This window comes from Pseudomonas sp. 22189, from assembly GCF_052045635.1.
Lineage (GTDB): Bacteria > Pseudomonadota > Gammaproteobacteria > Pseudomonadales > Pseudomonadaceae > Aquipseudomonas > Aquipseudomonas parakoreensis.
Genome location: NZ_JBQEPG010000029.1, coordinates 50,741 through 70,567, shown reverse-complemented (window position 1 = coordinate 70,567; position 19,827 = coordinate 50,741). Strand labels below are relative to the sequence as shown.

The 19,827-nt window shown below is 61.3% G+C and carries 17 protein-coding genes; 7 read left to right on the top strand and 10 right to left on the bottom strand.

What is annotated here, in order from left to right; genetic code table 11:
• Window positions 1-23 precede the first annotated feature (23 nt).
• The gene (gene pmbA / locus ACTJKS_RS24095) at window positions 24-1,370 is read right to left on the bottom strand and encodes a metalloprotease PmbA (RefSeq protein ID WP_027610838.1); all 1,347 of its coding nucleotides are present in this window, start codon (window positions 1,368-1,370) and stop codon (window positions 24-26) included.
• Window positions 1,371-1,478: 108 nt separating this feature from the next.
• Between pmbA and yjgA the strand changes: the two genes are divergently transcribed.
• Entirely contained in the window at window positions 1,479-2,003 is a 525-nt protein-coding gene (gene yjgA / locus ACTJKS_RS24090; protein ID WP_007961589.1) for a ribosome biogenesis factor YjgA, read from the top strand.
• Window positions 2,004-2,089: 86 nt separating this feature from the next.
• Here the strand turns inward: yjgA and tldD are convergent, their stop codons facing one another.
• The 8 genes from tldD to mreB form a co-directional block, all read right to left on the bottom strand.
• A complete protein-coding gene (tldD, locus tag ACTJKS_RS24085; RefSeq protein ID WP_007961588.1) occupies window positions 2,090-3,532 on the bottom strand; it encodes a metalloprotease TldD in 1,443 nt (480 codons plus the stop codon).
• Between the two features lie 4 nt (window positions 3,533-3,536).
• Window positions 3,537-4,397, bottom strand: coding sequence for a carbon-nitrogen hydrolase family protein (locus ACTJKS_RS24080; RefSeq protein WP_108181679.1), 861 nt, complete (start codon window positions 4,395-4,397; stop codon window positions 3,537-3,539).
• Between the two features lie 137 nt (window positions 4,398-4,534).
• Complete coding sequence (locus tag ACTJKS_RS24075) at window positions 4,535-8,338, bottom strand: YhdP family protein (protein WP_262949110.1); 3,804 nt, start codon at window positions 8,336-8,338, stop codon at window positions 4,535-4,537.
• A gap of 75 nt (window positions 8,339-8,413) precedes the next feature.
• Window positions 8,414-9,871, bottom strand: coding sequence for a ribonuclease G (gene rng, locus ACTJKS_RS24070; protein WP_007961585.1), 1,458 nt, complete (start codon window positions 9,869-9,871; stop codon window positions 8,414-8,416).
• Between the two features lie 58 nt (window positions 9,872-9,929).
• Entirely contained in the window at window positions 9,930-10,526 is a 597-nt protein-coding gene (locus tag ACTJKS_RS24065) for a Maf family protein (protein WP_108181677.1), read from the bottom strand.
• A 44-nt stretch (window positions 10,527-10,570) separates the two neighbouring features.
• The gene (gene mreD / locus ACTJKS_RS24060) at window positions 10,571-11,062 is read right to left on the bottom strand and encodes a rod shape-determining protein MreD (protein ID WP_003221660.1); all 492 of its coding nucleotides are present in this window, start codon (window positions 11,060-11,062) and stop codon (window positions 10,571-10,573) included.
• Complete coding sequence (mreC, locus tag ACTJKS_RS24055) at window positions 11,062-12,189, bottom strand: rod shape-determining protein MreC (RefSeq protein ID WP_108181676.1); 1,128 nt, start codon at window positions 12,187-12,189, stop codon at window positions 11,062-11,064. Before mreC ends, mreD begins: the two co-directional genes overlap by 1 nt.
• Before the next feature lie 141 nt (window positions 12,190-12,330).
• Complete coding sequence (gene mreB, locus ACTJKS_RS24050; protein WP_002555108.1) at window positions 12,331-13,368, bottom strand: rod shape-determining protein MreB; 1,038 nt, start codon at window positions 13,366-13,368, stop codon at window positions 12,331-12,333.
• Window positions 13,369-13,579: 211 nt separating this feature from the next.
• Here mreB and gatC point away from each other — a divergent pair, with 211 nt between their 5' ends.
• From gatC to ACTJKS_RS24020, 6 genes are all read left to right on the top strand, one after another.
• Complete coding sequence (gene gatC, locus ACTJKS_RS24045) at window positions 13,580-13,867, top strand: Asp-tRNA(Asn)/Glu-tRNA(Gln) amidotransferase subunit GatC (protein WP_003221657.1); 288 nt, start codon at window positions 13,580-13,582, stop codon at window positions 13,865-13,867.
• 16 nt (window positions 13,868-13,883) lie between these two features.
• Window positions 13,884-15,335 carry an Asp-tRNA(Asn)/Glu-tRNA(Gln) amidotransferase subunit GatA gene (gene gatA, locus ACTJKS_RS24040; protein WP_041072817.1) on the top strand — a complete coding sequence of 484 codons (1,452 nt, stop codon included), beginning with the start codon at window positions 13,884-13,886 and terminating at the stop codon, window positions 15,333-15,335.
• 10 nt (window positions 15,336-15,345) lie between these two features.
• Window positions 15,346-16,791 carry an Asp-tRNA(Asn)/Glu-tRNA(Gln) amidotransferase subunit GatB gene (gene gatB / locus ACTJKS_RS24035; RefSeq protein WP_041072816.1) on the top strand — a complete coding sequence of 482 codons (1,446 nt, stop codon included), beginning with the start codon at window positions 15,346-15,348 and terminating at the stop codon, window positions 16,789-16,791.
• A gap of 151 nt (window positions 16,792-16,942) precedes the next feature.
• Window positions 16,943-17,317 (top strand): septal ring lytic transglycosylase RlpA family protein, encoded by a 375-nt coding sequence (locus tag ACTJKS_RS24030; RefSeq protein WP_108181675.1) that lies wholly within the window; start codon window positions 16,943-16,945, stop codon window positions 17,315-17,317.
• Window positions 17,318-17,363: 46 nt separating this feature from the next.
• Entirely contained in the window at window positions 17,364-18,425 is a 1,062-nt protein-coding gene (locus tag ACTJKS_RS24025) for a calcium/sodium antiporter (protein ID WP_108181674.1), read from the top strand.
• A complete protein-coding gene (locus tag ACTJKS_RS24020; RefSeq protein ID WP_007966091.1) occupies window positions 18,422-18,799 on the top strand; it encodes a carboxymuconolactone decarboxylase family protein in 378 nt (125 codons plus the stop codon). Before ACTJKS_RS24025 ends, ACTJKS_RS24020 begins: the two co-directional genes overlap by 4 nt.
• A gap of 85 nt (window positions 18,800-18,884) precedes the next feature.
• On the opposite strand, the gene ACTJKS_RS24015 is transcribed toward ACTJKS_RS24020, so the two are convergent.
• On the bottom strand, window positions 18,885-19,826 hold the full coding sequence (locus tag ACTJKS_RS24015; protein ID WP_041072811.1) for an AEC family transporter: 942 nt from the start codon (window positions 19,824-19,826) through the stop codon (window positions 18,885-18,887).
• Window position 19,827 lies beyond the last annotated feature (1 nt).

Genomic DNA, 19,827 nt, shown 5'->3' with positions numbered 1-19,827 from the left:
CGCCTTTTTGTAACCGCCGGGTTTTAGCTGCCCGCCACAGTCATCCGCTCGATCAACACAGAGCCCGTGCGAATATTGCTGCGCAGCTCCAGATCATTACCGACGGCGACGATCTGTTTGAACATGTCGCGCATGTTGCCGGCGATGGTCACTTCCTGCACGGCGAACTGGATTTCGCCATTCTCGACCCAGAACCCCGCCGCTCCGCGCGAATAATCGCCGGTGACCATGTTCAAGCCATGACCCATCAATTCGGTAACCAGCAAGCCACGACCCATGCGTTTCAACAGCGCCGCCTGGTCTTCATCACCGTGAGTGACGAACAGATTGTGCACGCCACCCGCGTTGGCGGTGCTTGGCATGCCGAGTTTGCGCCCGGAGTACGTGCCGAGGATGTACGACACTAATTCGCCCTTTTCGACGAACGGTTTAGCGTAGGTGGCCAAGCCATCACCGTCGTAAGAGGCACTGCCCATGGCGCGCATCAGATGTGGACGCTCATCGATGGTCAGCCATTCCGGAAACAGCTTCTGCCCCAGCGTGCCTTCGAGGAACGACGATTTGCGATACAGACTGCCGCCGGAGACCGCTGACAGAAAGCTGCCGAACAACCCGCCCGCCAGCTCGGCGGAAAACAGCACCGGCACTTCGCAGGTTGGCACCGGACGCGCGCCCAGACGACTCGCGGCCCGTTGCGCGGCACGCTGGCCGATGCTCACTGGATCCGCCAGCAGGCTGCCCTGACGGTTGACGTCATACCAATAATCGCGCTGCATCTGACCATCGGCTTCGGCGATCATCACGCAGCTCAGGCTGTGCCGGGTCGACGCGTAACCGCCGATGAAACCGTGGCTGTTGCCATACACGCGGCAGCCCTGATGGGTGCTGAGGGTGGTGCCGTCGGCGTTCTTGATTCGCGCATCGGCGTCGAATGCGGCGGCTTCACAGAGCAACGCCTTCTCGATCGCCTGCTCCGGGGTGATGTCCCATTCGTGGAACAGGTCGAAATCCTGCACATCCCTGGCCATCAGCGCGGCATCGGCGAGGCCCGAGGCTTCGTCTTCAGAGGTGTGTTTGGCGATCGCCAGTGCGGCAGCAACGGTTTCACGAATCGCATCCGGCCCGGTGGCGGAGGTGCTGGCCGAGCCTTTGCGCTGGCCGACGTACAGGGTGATGCCAAAGCCCTGGTCGCGATTGAACTCGACCGTCTCGACCTCACGCTGGCGCACCGAGGTCGACAAACCCTGCTCCAGCGACACCGCGACTTCGCAGGCACTGGCGCCCTGACGCTTGGCTTCGGCGATGATCTGCTCGACCTGTTCCTGCAGTGCCGGCAATGCTTGCGGACCGACGCTTTGAACTGCACTCATGCTCATCTCCACTCAAATTCTGCTTTCGGCTGGGGTCATCGAGCGACCGGGCCGGACAAGCGGCCCCCGACTGGTTATCATGGCGGCGTTTCTTTGCGGACTGCCACCATGGTTGATTCTTACGACGACTCCCTCGATACGGGAGAAAAAAGCAAATCTCAGGTCAAACGCGAGCTGCATGCTCTGGTTGACCTTGGCGAGCGCCTTACAACACTCAAGCCCGACTTGCAGGCAAAACTGCCATTGACCGACGCTTTGCGCCGGGCCCTGGCCGATGCGCCGAAGCACACCGCGAACATCGCGCGTAAACGGCACCTGCAGTTCATCGGCAAACTGATGCGCGATCAGGACACTGACGCGATTCTGGTCCTGCTCGATCAACTTGATGCCTCCACCCGTCAGTACAACGAGCGTTTCCACAACCTCGAACGCTGGCGTGACCGGCTGATCGCCGGTGACGATGCCGTGCTGGAGAAATTCGTCGTCGAATACCCCGATGCCGATCGCCAGCAACTGCGTTCGCTGATCCGTCAGGCTCAGCACGAGGTTGCACACAACAAACCTCCTGCTTCCAGCCGCAAGATCTTCAAGTACATCCGTGAGCTGGACGATACGCAACGCGGTCTGCGTTGATATCTCGCCCCTGTAGGAGCTGCCGCAGGCTGCGATCTTTTGACTTTGATTGTTAAAAGCAAGNGCAGCTCCTACAGCTTTTTTGTTTATGCGCCCGTGCCACCCACGGTAATCGCATCGATCTTCAGCGTCGGCTGACCGACACCCACCGGTACCGACTGCCCGTCCTTGCCGCACGTGCCCACACCGCTGTCCAGTGCCAGATCGTTACCGACCATCGACACCCGGCTCATCGCCTCGGGACCATTGCCGATCAACGTCGCGCCCTTGACCGGTGCGGTGATCTTGCCGTCCTCGATCAGGTACGCCTCGCTGGTGGAGAACACGAACTTGCCGCTGGTAATGTCGACCTGACCGCCGCCAAGATTGGCGCAGTAGATGCCTTTCTTCACCGATGCGATGATTTCCGCCGGATCGCTTTCGCCACCGAGCATGTAAGTGTTGGTCATGCGCGGCATTGGCAGATGCGCGTATGACTCACGACGACCGTTGCCGGTACGGGCTACCCCCATCAGGCGCGCGTTGAGCTTGTCCTGCATGTAACCCTTGAGCACACCGTTCTCGATCAGCGTGGTGCACTCGGTCGGAGTGCCTTCGTCGTCGACGCTCAGCGAACCGCGACGGCCGCTCAAGGTGCCATCATCGACGATGGTGCACAGTTTGGAGGCGACCATTTCGCCCATTCGCCCGCTGTAGGCCGAACTGCCCTTGCGGTTGAAATCCCCCTCCAGACCGTGGCCGACCGCTTCGTGCAGGAGCACGCCGGACCAACCCGAACCGAGGACGACAGGCAAAGTGCCGGCCGGTGCCGGAATCGCTTCCAGGTTCACCAGCGCCTGACGCAGCGCCTCACGGGCATAGCCCATGGCGCGGTCTTCGGCGAGGAAATAGCGGTAATCGGTACGCCCGCCACCGCCATGCCCGCCGCGCTCGCGACGACCATTCTGCTCGACGATCACGCTGACGTTGAAACGTACCAGTGGACGCACATCAGCGGCCAGGCCACCGTCGGTGGACGCCACCAGAATCCGTTCCCAGACCCCGGCCATGCTCACGCTGACCTGCTGAATCCGTGGGTCGAGGGCGCGGGTGGCAACGTCGATGCGCTTGAGCAGCTCGACTTTCTCGGCGCGGCTCAGCACTTCCAGCGGATTGTCCGGCGCATACAACTGCGCGACATCCTGAGTGCTGAACGCCTGCACCGTGCCGTTCTGCCCGGCGCGGGAGATCGAACGCGCAGCACGCGCCGCAGCGCCCAGGGCTTCGAGGGTGATCGCGTTGCTGTAGGCAAAACCGGTTTTCTCGCCGGACTGCGCACGCACGCCAACACCCTGGTCGAGGTTGAAGCTGCCTTCCTTGACGATACCGTCTTCCAGCGACCACGACTCGGAGATCTGCCCCTGGAAATACAGGTCGGCGGCATCGATGCCCGGGCCGGCCAGATCGCCGAGCACGCCTTGCAGGCTCTCGATGGTTACGCCGCCGGGCGCCAACAGGTGATCACTGACTGAGGACAACAACTCGCTCATAGGTTTACGCCTTAAATTCATGTTCTGAAGCAGGCCGCTGGGCGCCCTGCGAGAAAAACCGCCGATGACGGGTCACCGGCATTCGCGCCCTGATAGACGCTTGTTCGTCACTGTCGCGTGCGGCCAACAATACCGCCTCGCCTTGATCCTGATGCGCCAGCACCCGGCCCCACGGGTCGATGATCGCCGCGTGACCGAAAGTCTCACGCGGTCCCGGGTGAGTCCCGCCCTGCGCTGCCGCCAACACATAACACTGGGTTTCGATGGCCCGGGCGCGAATCAGCACCTCCCAGTGCGCTGCTCCGGTCACAGCGGTGAAGGCCGACGGGGCGGTGATCAACTCGGCACCGGCAGCGCGCAATTCGCTGTACAACTCCGGAAAGCGCAGGTCGTAGCACACGGTCAGGCCGACTCGGCCAACCGGTGTGTCCGCCACCACCACGCCACTGCCATAAGCATAGTCATCGGATTCGCGATACCGCCCGCGATTGTCCGCCACATCGACATCGAACAGGTGCAACTTGTCATACCGTGCCACGGTTTCACCCTGATCATTGACCAGCAGCGAGCAGGCGTGAGACTTGGCGTCCGGTTGCCCAAGCGGCGGCAACGGCAAGGTGCCGGCGACTATCCATAACTTGAGGTCGCGAGCAGTCTGTTTCAACCATGGCAGGATCGGGCCTTCACCGAGCGCTTCGGCCCTACCGATGTCGGCAATGTCACGACGGCCCATGGCGGCGAAGTTTTCCGGCAGCACTGCCAGCTTCGCGCCACCGATTGCCGCCTGCTCGAGCAGGCGTCGGGCCTGCGCCAGATTGGCCAGCACATCGCTCTGGCTGACCATTTGAATCACCGCTAAAGACATGGCCGCTTCCTGACAGGGAGTCCACTTATCACTGCAGGAGCTGCCGCAGGCTGCGATCTTTCGATTGTGCTTTTTAAAACCAGATCAAAAGATCGCAGCCTGCGGCAGCTCCTACACGGGGAAAAGCCTCATGCTACTCAAAAAGGCTTGTCGAAGGTGATTTTCGGCTCTTTCCACGGGCCCTTGACGGTGTATTTGACGCTGGCGAAGCGTGCCACGCGGTCACCGATCAGCTTGTCGATGAGGAACAATGCCCCGCCGACCGCTGGCGCGCCGACAATCAGCGCGGCGATCGGCAGATTGTTGGTCACTGGCAAGGTCACCAGCAATTTTGCATCGACCTTATCGCCAACCAGATCCAGCGTACCGTCCAGCTCAAGATTGCTTGAAGGACCGGTCAGCCGAATCGGCTCGCGGGTGACATACACGCCGTTGTTTGCCACCAACAGACCCTTGACCCGATCGTAGCTCAAGCCTTTGCCGAACAAGTCGGAGAAGTCCAGACGCAGACGGCGCCCAATGGAATTGAAGTTGAGCAGACCGAACACCCGCAACGCCTGCGCGCCGCCCTCCACTTCAACGAACTGACCTTTATTCAGCGAGGCATCCAGCGTGCCGGAGAAACGCTTGGTCGCCAGCCACGCCGGCGATCCCGGCCAGCGGCCATCGACGTCCATGTGGAATTCTTCACTGGTCACGCTCGGCGCGAAGCCCCAGCCCTTAAGCACATCGGCAAGGTTCTTGCCGCTGATCCGGCCCTTGAACCAGCTGTTGGTCGAACCCGGGGTACCTTCCCAGCCGCCATTGCCTTGTAACAGGATGCCCTTGAGGCCCATGTCCATATTGTTCAGGGCGAGACCTTTGGCCGTTGGCCGTACCTTGAGCGACCAGCCGCCCACCAGATCCGCGCCGAGAAACAATTGATTGATGGTGATGTCCAGCGCGGGAATCTTCGTCGGGTCGACGGAAACCAGCGGATCAGGCGAGTTCTCGTCGGCCTGCACCGTCGGATCCGGTGCCGGCAGGCGTACGTATTGCAGATTGACCGCGATCGGTGCGCCCTTGGCATCGGGAAGACTGGCCGAGCCTTTGGCCTGCTGGCTGTCGAGCGCCAGATTCCACGCCCACGGTTTGCGATTGACCTGAACTGCCGCCTGATCGAGTGTGGTGCCGAATGCGGTGAGCTTGCCCACCTTGAAGTCGGCACTGTTGAGTAATTGCTTGGCGCTGCCACCCGGGTCGTTACCGGCGTATTTATTGACCAGGTCCTGCCACGGCGCGACGTCCAGCTCCGACAGCACACCGCGTATGCGCAGGCCTTTGGCGTCCGGCAGGACTGCGTCGCCAGTACCGAGAAACAGCTCGCCACGACCATCGGCAAAATTGCTCGGCGGTGCGGCGAAGGTGAAGCTGGCCAGTTGATCGTAACTGACCCAAAAACGTCGCTCCGGACCTTGCAAGCTCATGCGGAACACCGTGTCACGCCCTTGCTGGGCCGACATGCCGAACGGCGCCGGCAGATCCACCGCGACGCCTTTCATGCTGGAACTGACCGTCAGTTGACTGTCAGTGCCGTCGAGGTTGACCTGCAACTGATAGGGAAGGGTCCCAGACACCGGCAACGGTTGAGTCACGCCCAGCCAGTCAGTGAGTTTCTTGACCTCGACCTGCCCGGAAGCCGAGACCCGCGTCTTGAGCTTGCCCGGGCTGCCATCCGCGAAAATCTGCGCGGTCACCGGCTTGTCAAAAGCCTTGGCGGCGATGTTCTGCCCACTCAACCCCTTGGCGCTGTCGAAACGGAAATCGCCTTTGAGCTGGCTCAGCTCAAGTTTCGGCTCCGCCAGTTTCAAGCGCGCATTGGCAGTCTTGAAGTCGACGAGGATCTTCGGCAAATCGCCCTTTTCCAGCGGGATATCGAGTTTGACCTTGCCCTGCAGATCGCCCTCGCCTTCCCAGCCGGCAAAGGTTTCGCCAGTGCCGATCGGTGCAGTCTGGAGAATTTTCAGGCCATCACCCAACCCACCGGCAAACCCGCCGTCGAGGAACAGATGCGTATGCTGCCCCGCCGGGACATGGGGAATATTGACGAAAACGTCGCTGACCTGAGTGTCGAGCAACTGCCCCTTGTCGGCCACGATGCGCACGCCGCTGTCCTCGATGAACACGTCGCCACTGACCTTGCTCACGTGCGGCCAGCCTGGCTGGAACGCCAGCTCGGCGTCATGCACCTTGAAGAACAGGCTAATGCTGCGATCGACATCCTTGGCATTTTTGCTCAGCGAACCCTGATACTGGAAAAAACCCTGGTCCACCGCGCCTTTGAGGATCGCCGTGCGCAGCCACTCGTCGAGGGCCGGACTCAAGACTTCGGGCAGGTATTTGGCGGTGTAGCGACCGTCGCCATCGACCAGCCCGACGCGCAGGTCCATGTAGTCTTCCTGGCTATGGTCGAAGTGCAGGCGGATCAGGAAATCGCCGGCAATCTTGCCCTCCTCGCCCAGCACTTTCAGGTAAGGCGCGATCAGGGTGAAACCTTCTTTATCGAGCTTCCAGGTCAGCCGGGCATTGGCCTGAATGTATTGCCATGGCTTGGCGAAGATGGGGTCGAGGTGCAGGACGAAATCCTTGCTGTCCAGGCGCAGCTCGCCGCCGTCAAGGTTGCCGCTGAGGCTGCCACTGACGTTTCGCGCCGCCGGGGCGCCGTGATAGGCGTCGAACCCGACTTTATCCAGATTGGCCGCGAAGCCGAATTTCGAGCCGTCGGTGGCATTGGGACGAAAATCCAGCAACACGTTGCGCAACCCGCCGGTCACTTTCAGGTGGTCGACAACAGTGGCGAAGCCTTCAGGCAGCGGCCCCAGTGCATTCAGCAACGGGGTGATCGGCTGCAAATCGAGGCGGTCAGCCTGCAGATGCCACAGCTCGTCGACTGTATCAGTGGCTGCCGTCTGCTTGAGCTGCACGTGGGTTTCCCAGCGGGTTTCGCCAACACTCATCGCCAGCGAATCAAGCGTAACGGTGGCGCCGCCATCGTCGCGCTGGTAATAGCCATTGAGCGCCAGATTGCTGATCTTGATCGGCTTGCGCTCGGCATAAGCGCCGGTCACCTGCGGTGCGTTCAAACGGACAGCGGCGCTTTGCAGGGCGCCGTCGTTCCAGTTCACCCACAACTCGCCGCCCGCCTTGATCTCGGAAAAATTCCATTGCTGGGTCAAACGCTCGGGCAACCACTTCGACCAGTCGCTTTGCGGCAGGCTGACATAGCCTTCCACCGAGCTGTCCGGCAGTCGGGAGGGGCGAATCCGTGTTCGCAGGCTCATCGCCATCGGCTGCCCGTCGGGCAAAGTCAGACGAGCGTCGAGGCGCTGCCGGCTGCTGCCGGTTTTCAGATTGAGGCCGACGTAGGTGAAGGTCATCGGCGCATGGTCCAGCGGCTGCACGGTCACCTGACTGTCGAGCACCGACAGTTGCTGAACGATCTGCGAGCGCTTGAACAGTTGTTCGGGATCAAGCGGCTGGTCGTTCTGCACCGGCAGGCCTTCCAGCGACCATGTGCCGTCCTGCGCTTCCTTGACGCTGATCTTCAGGCCGTTCAGTTCCAGATGGGCGATGCGGACTTCGCGCGCCAACAGACTGGCCCAGAGATCAGGTACCACGCGCACCCGATCCAGGCGCAAGGCGTTGGCACCGTCACCGACCATCACATCATGGGCCAGCAGAATCGGTGCGAAGCCGCTCCAGTTGCCTTCCAGTTCGCCAATCTGCAACGGCATACCGAGCGCAGCCGTGGCCTTGTCTTCGATATCGGTGCGGTATTCCGCCACCAGCGGCGCCAGTTCCCGACCGAGGCTGACGTACAACGCCATCAACACCAGAACCAACGCGCACAGGCCCAGCCCCCAGCGGGTCAGTGCGGCCAAAATGCGTGTCAGACGCTCCATGTCAGTTGGCTCCCATGGCAAAAAAACTACTAAAAGCTGAGGCCAGCCGTTGTGGATTAAATGTGCTGCAGGGGTTCAGAGCAGCACCACGTCATATTGTTCCTGCGAATACATGGTCTCGACCTGAAAGCGTATGGTGCGGCCAATAAACCCTTCAAGCTCGGCAACGTTACCGGATTCTTCATCGAGCAAACGGTCCACCACCTTCTGGTTCGCCAGCACCCGGTAACCTTCGGCCTGATAGGCCCGGGCTTCACGCAGAATTTCGCGGAAGATCTCGTAACAGATGGTTTCCGGAGTCTTCAGCTTGCCCCGCCCCTGACAGCTGCTGCACGGCTCGCACAGCACTTGCTCAAGGCTTTCACGGGTGCGCTTGCGGGTCATCTGCACCAGGCCCAACTCGGTGATGCCGATGATGTTGGTCTTGGCGTGATCACGTTCGAGCTGTTTTTCCAGGGTGCGCAGCACCTGGCGCTGATGCTCCTCATCTTCCATGTCGATGAAGTCGATGATGATGATCCCGCCCAGATTGCGCAGGCGCATCTGCCGGGCAATCGCGGTGGCGGCTTCGAGGTTGGTCTTGAAGATGGTTTCTTCGAGATTGCGATGACCGACGAACGCGCCGGTGTTGACGTCGATGGTGGTCATGGCTTCCGCCGGATCGACCACCAGATAGCCGCCGGACTTGAGCGGCACTTTGCGCTCGAGGGCTTTCTGGATTTCGTCTTCGACGCCATACAGGTCGAAAATCGGCCGCTCGCCCGGATAGTGTTCCAGACGATCGGCGATTTCCGGCATCAGTTCGGCGACAAACTGCGTGGTTTTCTGGAAGGTTTCCCGGGAGTCAATGCGGATTTTCTCGATCTTCGGGCTGACCAGATCGCGCAGGGTACGCAGCGCCAGACCGAGGTCTTCGTAGATCACGCTCGGTGCGCCGATGGTCTGGATCTGCGCATTGATCTGGTCCCACAGGCGCCGCAGGTAGCGGATGTCCATGAGGATTTCATCGGCCCCGGCGCCTTCGGCGGCGGTACGCAGGATGAAGCCACCGGCCTCCTTGATTCCTTCCTTGGCCACGCAATCGCTGACCACCTGCTTGAGGCGCTCGCGCTCGGCTTCGTCTTCGATCTTCAGGGAAATGCCGACATGGGCGGTGCGCGGCATGTACACCAGATAGCGCGACGGGATCGACAGCTGGGTGGTCAAACGTGCGCCTTTCGAACCGATCGGATCCTTGGTGACTTGCACCACCAGGCTCTGGCCTTCATGCACCAGCGCGCTGATGCTTTCCACCGCCGGGCCTTCGCGCAGGGAGATTTCCGAGGCGTGAATGAATGCCGCACGGTCCAGACCGATATCGACAAATGCCGCCTGCATGCCCGGCAGCACCCTGACGATCTTGCCTTTATAGATGTTGCCGACGATCCCGCGTTTTTGCGTGCGCTCGACGTGGACTTCTTGCAGCACACCGTTTTCGACCACCGCCACGCGCGATTCCATCGGCGTGATGTTGATCAGAATCTCTTCACTCATGGCAGGGTCTCGTTCAGGCATGTTCACGATAATGGCCGCATCTTGATCCATACGACGCTCATTGCGCGTTCAGGTTTTGCCAACAGGGTATGCCGAAATGGCCCAACAGTTCTGCGGTTTCGCAAACCGGCAGCCCGACCACCGCCGAATAGCTGCCATTGAGCCCGGCGACAAACACCGCGCCGAGGCCCTGAATGCCATAACCGCCAGCCTTGTCCCGAGGTTCGCCACTGGCCCAGTAGGCCGCCGCCTCTTCGCGGCTGATCGGGCGGAAGCGCACCAGACTGCGCACCACGCGCGACTCGCAACGCTGGCCTTCCAGCACAGCGATGGCGGTCAGCACTTCATGCTCTTTGCCGGACAACATCATCAGCATGGCGCATGCGTCGACTTCGTCCACCGGTTTGCCAAGAATTTTACCGTCAAGCACCACGGCAGTGTCCGCCCCCAGTACGCAAAACGCCGCGTCGCAGGCGAGCGCGCGTCGACCGGCCTCGGCCTTGCCACGCGCCAGGCGCTCGACATAGGCCGAAGGCGATTCTTCGGCAAGCGGGGTTTCGTCGATTTCCGCGCTGATGGCGGAGAACGGCACGCCGATCTGCGTGAGCAATTCACGCCGGCGCGGCGAACCAGAGGCGAGGTAAAGCGGCTTCATCAAGACATCTCCCTTGTCGAGGTGCGGGCACATGCCTGACCGAATCAGTTGATTTTGTAGCGCCGGCGCAATCCACGCAAAGCGAAGCTGACCCAGGGCCAGAGCAACGCGCTGGTCAATGCCGGCAGCACCAGTGCCAGCGTTGGCTGGCGGTTGCCGGTCAGCGCGCTGAGCCACAGTTGAACCAGCTGAGCGAGGCCGAAGATCACCAGGATCACCAGGCATTGCTGCCACATCGGGAACATCCGCAGACGCTGCTGCAACGACAGCACCAGGAAGGTGATCAGCGTCAGGATCAACGCGTTCTGCCCAAGCAGCGTGCCGTAGAGCACGTCTTCGGCCAGTCCCAGGCAAAACGCGGTCACCATGCCGACCGTTTGCGGCAGGGCCAAAGCCCAGAACGCCAGGAGCAGCGCCAGCCACAGCGGGCGCAGGATCTCCATGAATTGCGGCATCGGCGACACACTGAGCAGCAGGCCGATGAGAAACGTTAGCCAGACCATCCAACCGTTACGCGAAGCGGTAGCCCCGACCATTATTCTTGTCTCCCGGTGTTGGCCGGCGTGGTGACAGGCGGTTTGGCCGCTGATCGAACCGCCGGCTGGGACGCTGCAGGCCGGCTATTCGCGGGCGTGGCTGCAGTTGGTTTGGCAGGCGGCTTGCTGGCGACCGGTTTGGCCGGCGTAGCACTGACTGCCGGCGTGGCGGTCGCGGCCGGCGCAGGCACCGCTGCAGGCGGTGTCACGGTTTTCGGCACCGTGGCCGGAATCACCGGTCCACCGCCCTGCGCATCAAGATTTTCCTGAGCCTGCGCCGCATCGTTGGCGCGCTCTTCGGCGGTGCGGTTGTCGCTGAATACCAGCAGCAGATAACGGCTGCGGTTCAACGCAGCGGTCGGCACCGCACGGACAATCGCGAAAGGCTGACCGGAGTCGTGGATGACTTCCTTGACCGTTGCCACCGGATAACCGGCCGGGAAGCGCTGCCCGAGGCCGGAGCTGACCAGCAGATCGCCTTCCTTGATGTCAGCGGTATCGGCGACGTGCCGCAGTTCCAGACGTTCCGGGTTGCCGGTACCGCTGGCAATCGCCCGCAGACCGTTACGGTTCACCTGGACAGGAATGCTGTGCGTGGTGTCGGTCAGCAGCAGCACACGGGACGTGTACGGCATCAACTCGACCACCTGGCCCATCAGACCGCGCGCATCGAGCACCGGCTGACCGAGCACCACGCCATCGCGCTCACCCTTATTGATGATGATGCGATGGGTGAAGGGATTGGGGTCCATGCCAATCAACTCGGCCACTTCGACCTTTTCGTTGACCAGTGCGGAGGAATTGAGCAACTCGCGCAGCCGCACGTTCTGCTCGGTGAGAGCGGCGAGCTTTTGCATGCGGCCCTGCAACAGCAGGTTCTCGGTCTTGAGTTTTTCGTTTTCGGCGACAAGCTCGGTGCGACTGCCAAACTGACTGGCGACACCGTCCCACAACCGGCCGGGCAGGTCGGTGATCCAGTAGGCGTCCATCAGCACCAGCGACATCTGGCTGCGTGCAGGTTTGAGCAGACTGAAGCGGGCATCGACCACCATCAGCGCGACCGACAGCACGGCCAGCACCAACAGGCGCACGCCCAACGAAGGGCCCTTGGCGAAAAGCGGTTTAATAAGCCGCTCCTCCCAGGCAAATGTTCTGTTTATTCATACGGCATCAAACCGGCCTGGATGAAGACTGACAGAAGATAAACGCCAACAGGCAGCACTGCAAAGTGCTGCCTGTGCGCTCACCCACGTATTGCAACCCAGCGCTTATTCGCTGGAGAGCAGGTCCATGGTGTGCTTGTCCATCATTTCCAATGCACGGCCACCGCCGCGAGCAACGCAGGTCAGCGGGTCTTCGGCAACGATCACCGGCAGACCGGTTTCCTGGGCCAGCAACTTGTCGAGGTCACGCAGCAGCGCTCCACCACCGGTCAGCACCAGACCACGCTCGGCGATGTCGGAAGCCAGTTCCGGCGGCGATTGCTCCAGGGCGCTTTTCACCGCCTGAACGATGGTTGCCAGAGACTCTTGCAGAGCTTCCAGCACTTCGTTGGAGTTCAGGGTGAATGCGCGTGGAACGCCTTCGGCCAGGTTGCGACCGCGAACGTCGACTTCGCGAACTTCGCCGCCCGGGTAGGCCGTACCGATTTCCTGCTTGATGCGCTCGGCAGTCGATTCACCGATCAGGCTGCCGTAGTTGCGGCGCACGTAGGTGATGATCGCTTCGTCGAAGCGGTCGCCGCCCACGCGGACGGATTCGGCATAGACCACACCGTTCAGGGAGATCAGCGCGATTTCGGTGGTACCACCGCCGATATCGACGACCATCGAGCCACGGGCTTCTTCAACCGGCAGGCCGGCACCGATCGCAGCGGCCATCGGCTCTTCGATCAGGAACACTTCACGGGCACCGGCACCAAGGGCCGATTCACGGATGGCACGACGCTCAACCTGGGTGGATTTGCATGGAACGCAGATCAGCACACGAGGGCTGGGCTGCAGAAAGCTGTTTTCGTGAACCTTGTTGATAAAGTATTGCAGCATCTTTTCGCAGACGCTGAAGTCGGCAATCACGCCGTCCTTCATCGGACGAATGGCAGCAATGTTGCCCGGCGTACGGCCGAGCATGCGCTTGGCTTCGGTGCCGACAGCGACGACACTTTTCTGGTTACCGTGTGTCCGAATGGCCACAACCGATGGCTCATTCAGGACGATACCGCGCTCGCGCACGTAAATAAGGGTGTTGGCAGTGCCCAGGTCAATGGAAAGATCGCTGGAAAACATGCCACGCAGTTTCTTGAACATGGGAAAGGGACCCTAGGCAACGCGTGGGTAAAAAAGTGCGGCAAACTCTAACAACGACAGGGATTTTGGGCAAGGCGCCAATATGTTAAATTGGCCGCTTTTCTGTGCACCAAGCCCCACAATCGCGGCCTTATGACCGTAGAAGTGCGGTAGTGTTCCGACAATCTAACACACGGACGCCGTCCGTTCTGTTTTCCACTGGAGAATCCCGATGGCGCTAGAACGCTCCGACGTGGAAAAAATCGCGCATCTGGCCTGCCTTGGCCTGAATGATGCCGATCTTCCGCACATTACTTCCGCCCTCAACAGCATTCTCGGGCTGGTCGACGAAATGCAGGCCGTCGATACCGACGGTATCGAGCCGTTGGCCCACCCGCTGGAAGCCAGTCAGCGCCTGCGCGCCGACGTCGTGACCGAGACCAATCACCGCGAGGCTTACCAGTCCATCGCACCAGCGGTCGAAAACGGCCTGTATCTGGTTCCGAAAGTCATCGACTAAAGGGAAAGAGCCTGCAATGCATCAAATGACTCTGGCCGAGATCGCCCGCGGTCTCGCCGATAAAAAGTTTTCCTCCGAAGAGCTGACCAAAGTCCTGCTGGCGCGTATTACCCAGCTCGATCCGCAGCTCAACAGCTTCATCAGCCTCACCGAAGAGCTGGCGCTTGCGCAGGCGAAAGCCGCCGACGCGCGCCGGGCCAACGGTGAGAGCGGCGCCCTGCTCGGTGCGCCGATCGCCCACAAGGACCTGTTCTGCACCCAGGGCATCCGCACCAGCTGCGGCTCGAAGATGCTCGACAACTTCAAGGCGCCCTACGACGCCACCGTGGTTGCGAAACTGGCAGCTGCCGGCGCCGTGACCCTGGGCAAGACCAACATGGACGAATTCGCCATGGGTTCGGCCAACGAGTCGAGCTGGTACGGCGCGGTGAAAAACCCGTGGAACCTGGAACACGTGCCGGGTGGTTCGTCCGGTGGTTCGGCGGCGGCGGTTGCCGCTCGTCTGTTGCCGGCGGCCACGGCCACCGATACCGGTGGTTCGATCCGTCAGCCCGCTGCATTCACCAACCTCACCGGCCTGAAACCGACGTACGGTCGTGTTTCGCGCTGGGGCATGATCGCTTACGCCTCCAGCCTCGATCAGGGCGGCCCGTTGGCGCGCACTGCCGAAGACTGCGCGATTTTGTTGCAAGGTATGGCCGGGTTCGACCAGAACGACTCCACCAGCATCGATGAGCCGGTTCCGGATTACTCCGCCAGCCTCAACACTTCGCTGCAGGGCCTGCGCATCGGCGTGCCGAAGGAATACTTCAGCGCCGGTCTCGATCCCCGCATCGCCGAACTGATCCAGAACAGCATCAAAGAGCTGCAGAAGCTCGGTGCCGTGATCAAGGAAATCAGCCTGCCGAACATGCAGCACGCGATTCCTGCGTACTACGTGATCGCCCCGGCCGAAGCCTCTTCGAACCTGTCGCGTTTCGACGGCGTGCGCTTTGGCCATCGCTGCGAGAACCCGGAAAACCTGATCGACCTGTACAAGCGCTCGCGTGGCGAAGGCTTCGGGCCGGAAGTGCAGCGCCGGATCATGGTCGGCGCCTACGCGCTGTCCGCCGGTTACTACGACGCCTACTACCTGAAAGCGCAGAAGATCCGTCGCCTGGTGAAAAACGACTTCATGGCGGCCTTTAATGAAGTCGACATCATCCTCGGCCCGACTACGCCGAACCCGGCCTGGAAGCTCGGCGCAAAGAACAGCGATCCGGTCGCTGCCTATCTGGAAGACGTCTACACCATCACCGCCAACCTCGCGGGCCTGCCGGGCCTGTCGATGCCGGCCGGTTTTGTCGACGGTCTGCCGGTGGGCGTGCAGTTGCTCGCGCCGTATTTCCAGGAAGGTCGCCTGTTGAACGTTGCCCATCAGTATCAGTTGAACACTGACTGGCACACCCGCACCCCAACCGGCTTCTGAGGAGACACACATGCAATGGGAAGTCGTGATCGGGCTGGAGATTCACACTCAGCTCACTACCCGGTCGAAAATCTTTTCCGGTAGTTCCACCCAGTTCGGCTCCGAGCCGAACACCCAGGCCAGCCTGATCGACCTGGGCATGCCCGGCGTATTGCCGGTACTGAACCAGGAAGCGGTACGCATGGCGGTGATGTTCGGTCTGGCGATTGACGCCGAGATCGGTCAGCACAACGTGTTCGCGCGTAAAAACTACTTCTACCCGGACCTGCCGAAGGGCTACCAGATCAGCCAGATGGAATTGCCGATCGTCGGCAAGGGCCACCTGGACATCGCCCTGGAAGACGGCACGGTCAAACGCGTTGGCATCACCCGCGCGCACCTGGAAGAAGACGCTGGCAAGAGCCTGCACGAAGAATTCAACGGTGCCACCGGCATCGACCTGAACCGTGCCGGCACGCCGCTGCTGGAAATCGTTTCCGAGCCGGACATGCGCAGCGCCAAGGAAGCCGTGGCTTACGTCAAAGCGATCCACGCGCTGGTGCGTTACCTGGGCATCTGCGACGGCAACATGGCCGAAGGCTCGCTGCGTTGCGACTGCAACGTCTCGGTCCGCCCGAAAGGCCAGGTCGAGTTCGGCACCCGCTGCGAGATCAAGAACGTCAACTCGTTCCGCTTCATCGAGAAGGCGATCAACTCCGAGATCCAGCGGCAGATCGAGCTGATCGAAGACGGCGGCAAAGTGATCCAGCAGACCCGTCTGTACGATCCGAACAAGGACGAGACCCGTCCGATGCGCTCCAAAGAGGAAGCCAACGACTATCGTTACTTCCCCGATCCGGACCTGCTGCCGGTGGTCATCGAAGAGTCGTTCCTCGGCGAGGTGCGCGCCACTCTGCCGGAACTGCCACCGCAAAAGCGCGAGCGCTTCCAGAGCCAGTTCGGTCTGTCGGCCTACGACGCCAACGTGCTGGCCACCAGCCGTGAGCAAGCGGACTACTTCGAGAAAGTCGCAGCCATCGGTGGCGACGCCAAACTGGCGGCGAACTGGGTGATGGTCGAGTTGGGCAGCCTGCTCAACAAGCAAGGCCTGGACATCGAGGACTCGCCGGTCTCCGCCGAGCTGTTGGGCGGCATGCTGCAGCGCATCAAGGACAACACCATCTCCGGCAAGATCGCCAAAGTGGTGTTCGAAGCGATGGCCAACGGCGAAGGCACGGCGGACGAGATCATCGACAAGCGTGGCCTCAAGCAAGTGACCGACAGCGGCGCGATCTCCGCGGTACTGGACGAAATGCTCGCGGCCAACGCCGAGCAGGTCGAACAATACCGCGCGGCAGACGAAGCCAAACGCGGCAAGATGTTCGGCTTCTTCGTCGGTCAGGCCATGAAGGCTTCGAAAGGCAAAGCCAACCCGCAGCAAGTGAACGAACTGCTGAAAAGCAAGCTCGAAGGCTGATGCAAATGGGGCCAGACCTGAAGCCTGGCTCCATCCCCTGTGGGAACAATCCATGGCTGAAGGGGTTTTGTGGTGAGGGGATTTATCCCCTCACCACAGAAGCTGATCTCCACATTGGGTTGTTTCCACATTTGTTTTGTGGAGCTTTCGAATGAAACGCCTGCTCGGCGCCTGCGCCCTGCTCTCCTTGCTCGCCGGTTGCGCCAGCAACGACATCATCGACCCGCACGGTTACGACCAGACTGGCGTCGCTTCCTATTACGGTACCAAGCACCACGGTAAACGCACCGCCAGCGGCGAAGCGTTCAACCAGAATTCCCTGACCGCCGCCCATCGCCAACTGCCGTTCGGCACGCGGGTGAAGGTCACCAACCTGAAAAACGACAAATCCTGCGTTGTGCGCATCAATGATCGCGGCCCGCACACCCGTGGCCGCTTGATCGATGTCTCCCGTGAAGCCGCCGAACGCCTCGGCATGCTAGGCAGCGGCACGGCACGCGTGCGCATACAGGCCCTCGACGACTGATGGAGCGCTGACCATTTTTGCTCTGGCCGATTTACCGCTGATCAACGTGATCGAGTTGCTCAGCGGCCTGATCCTGTTGATCCTCGGCGCCGAACTGATGGTGCGCGCCGCGGTGCGTCTGGCCGCCCGCCTGCATGTGCGCCCGCTGATCATAGGCCTGACCATCGTCGCCCTTGGCAGCAGCGCCCCGCAGATGGCGGTCAGCCTGCAAGCGACCCTGACGCACAACCCCGACATCGCCGTCGGCAGCGTGATCGGCAGCAGCATCTTCAACATCCTCGTGACCCTTGGTCTGTCGGCGCTGATCATTCCGCTGCGGGTCTCGCGGCAACTGGTGCGCCTGGATATTCCGCTGATGATCGGCGCCAGCCTGCTGGTGTTTGTCCTCGCCTGGAACGAACAGATCGGTCGCTTCGACGGCGTGCTGCTGCTCGCGGCATTGGCGTTGTACCTCAGTTTGTTGCTGCGCCAGTCGCGGCACTCGGCGCGTCCGCATTCGCAATTGCCGCAAGCCCCGCAGGTGCCGTGGTTCAGCAGTCTGTTGATGATCGTCGTCGGTCTGGCGCTGCTGGTGTTCGCCGGGCATTTGCTGCTCGGCGCAGCGGTGGCGGTGGCGACGGATCTGGGCTTCTCCGAACGAGTAATCGGCCTGACCGTGGTCGCGGTCGGCACCTCGCTGCCGGAGCTCGCCACCTCGCTGATCGCCGCACTGCGCGGGCAGCGCGATATCGCCGTGGGCAACGTGATCGGCGCCAACCTGTTCAACCTGCTCGGGGTGCTCGGCGTTACCGCACTGTTCGCACCGACACCGTTGTCGGTCTCGCCCAACGCACTGGATTTCGACCTGCCGGTGATGCTCGGCGTCGCCGCGCTGTGCCTGCCGGTGTTCTATTCCGGCTATCGCGTGACCCGCGCTGAAGGTTTGTTGTTGCTCGGTTTGTACGCGGTTTACGGGCTGCACGTGGTGTCGTTCACCACCGGCATGCCACTGGCCGGCAAACTGGAAAAGCTGATGCTGTTTTACGTGCTGCCAACGCTGCTGGCGTTTCTGTTATTCACGTCCGTACGCGCCTGGCGCCGCCAACACCACAAGAGGGATGTGCCATGACCGATTCGCAGAAAACCGGGGTTGAAATCCGCCGTCAGGTAATGGGCGATGCGTTCGTTGATCGCGCGCTGGGCAACGCCACCGAGTTCACCCAGCCGCTGCAGGATTTCGTCAATGAACACGCTTGGGGCGGCGTGTGGAATCGCGAAGGTCTGCCACTCAAGACCCGCAGCCTGATCACCCTCGCCGCGCTGACTGCATTGAAGTGCCCGCAGGAATTGAAAGGCCACGTACGGGGTGCGCTGAACAATGGCTGCACGGTCGAGGAGATTCGTGAGGCGCTGCTGCATTGCGCGGTGTATGCCGGAGTACCGGCGGCGATAGATGCGTTTCGCGCGGCGCAGGAAGTGATCGACAGTTATCAGAAAAACTAAAAGATCGCAGCCTTCGGCAGCTCCTACAGGAGAACGCATTCCAATGTAGGAGCTGCCGCAGGCTGCGATCTTTTGATCTTGCCCTTCAGATCCACCCACCCCACTGCAACAGAAAGATCCCGATATTGGTGGTCACCGCCGCCATCAGCGTGGTCAGCACAATGATCGCCGCTGCCAGCTCATGATTGCCCTGCGCTGCCCGGGCCATGACGAAACTCGCCGCCGCCGTCGGGCTGCCGAAGTACAGAAACAGAATCCCCAGCTCCGCTCCGCGAAAGCCCCACAGCCACGCACCGAGCGTCGCCAGCACCGGCAAACCGATCATCTTCACCAGACTCGAACTGAGCGCCATGCTCCCGCTCTTGCGCAGCGCCGCTAATGACAGCGTGCCGCCAATGCAGATCAGCGCCAGCGGCAAGGTGGTTTGCGCCAGATACTGGCCGGAGGTTTCCAGCCAGCCTGGCAGGCTGATCTGGAAATACGCGAACGGTGCGGCGGCAATCACGCTGATGATCAGCGGATTGCTGAACACGCTTTTGCAGATGCTCCACGGATCGGACTTGATCACCGGGCTGTACACCGCAAGCACGATGGTCGACAGCGTGTTGTAGAACAGGATCACCAGCGCCGCGAGAATTGCCCCGAGGGAAATCCCGTAGTCGCCGTACATGCTCGCCGCCAGCGCCAGACCAATCACCCCGTTGTTGCCGCGAAACGCGCCCTGGGTGTAGATGCCGCGATCTTCACGCGGGCACTTGATGATCGCCCAGCCCCAGGCCAGGGCAAAACTCACCAGCGTGGCGACTGCAAAATAGATCAGCAGCGCCGGTTGCAGCGCGGCGTGCAGATCCGCATGCAGAATCCCGAGAAATAGCAGCGCCGGCATGCTGACGTTGAACACCAGCGCTGAGGCAGTGTGGATGAAGTTGTCGTTGATCCAGTCGATGCGCTTGAGCAACACCCCGAGGAACAGCATGGCGAACACCGGCGCGGTGATGTTCAGGGTTTCGAGGAAGATTGCCAGCATG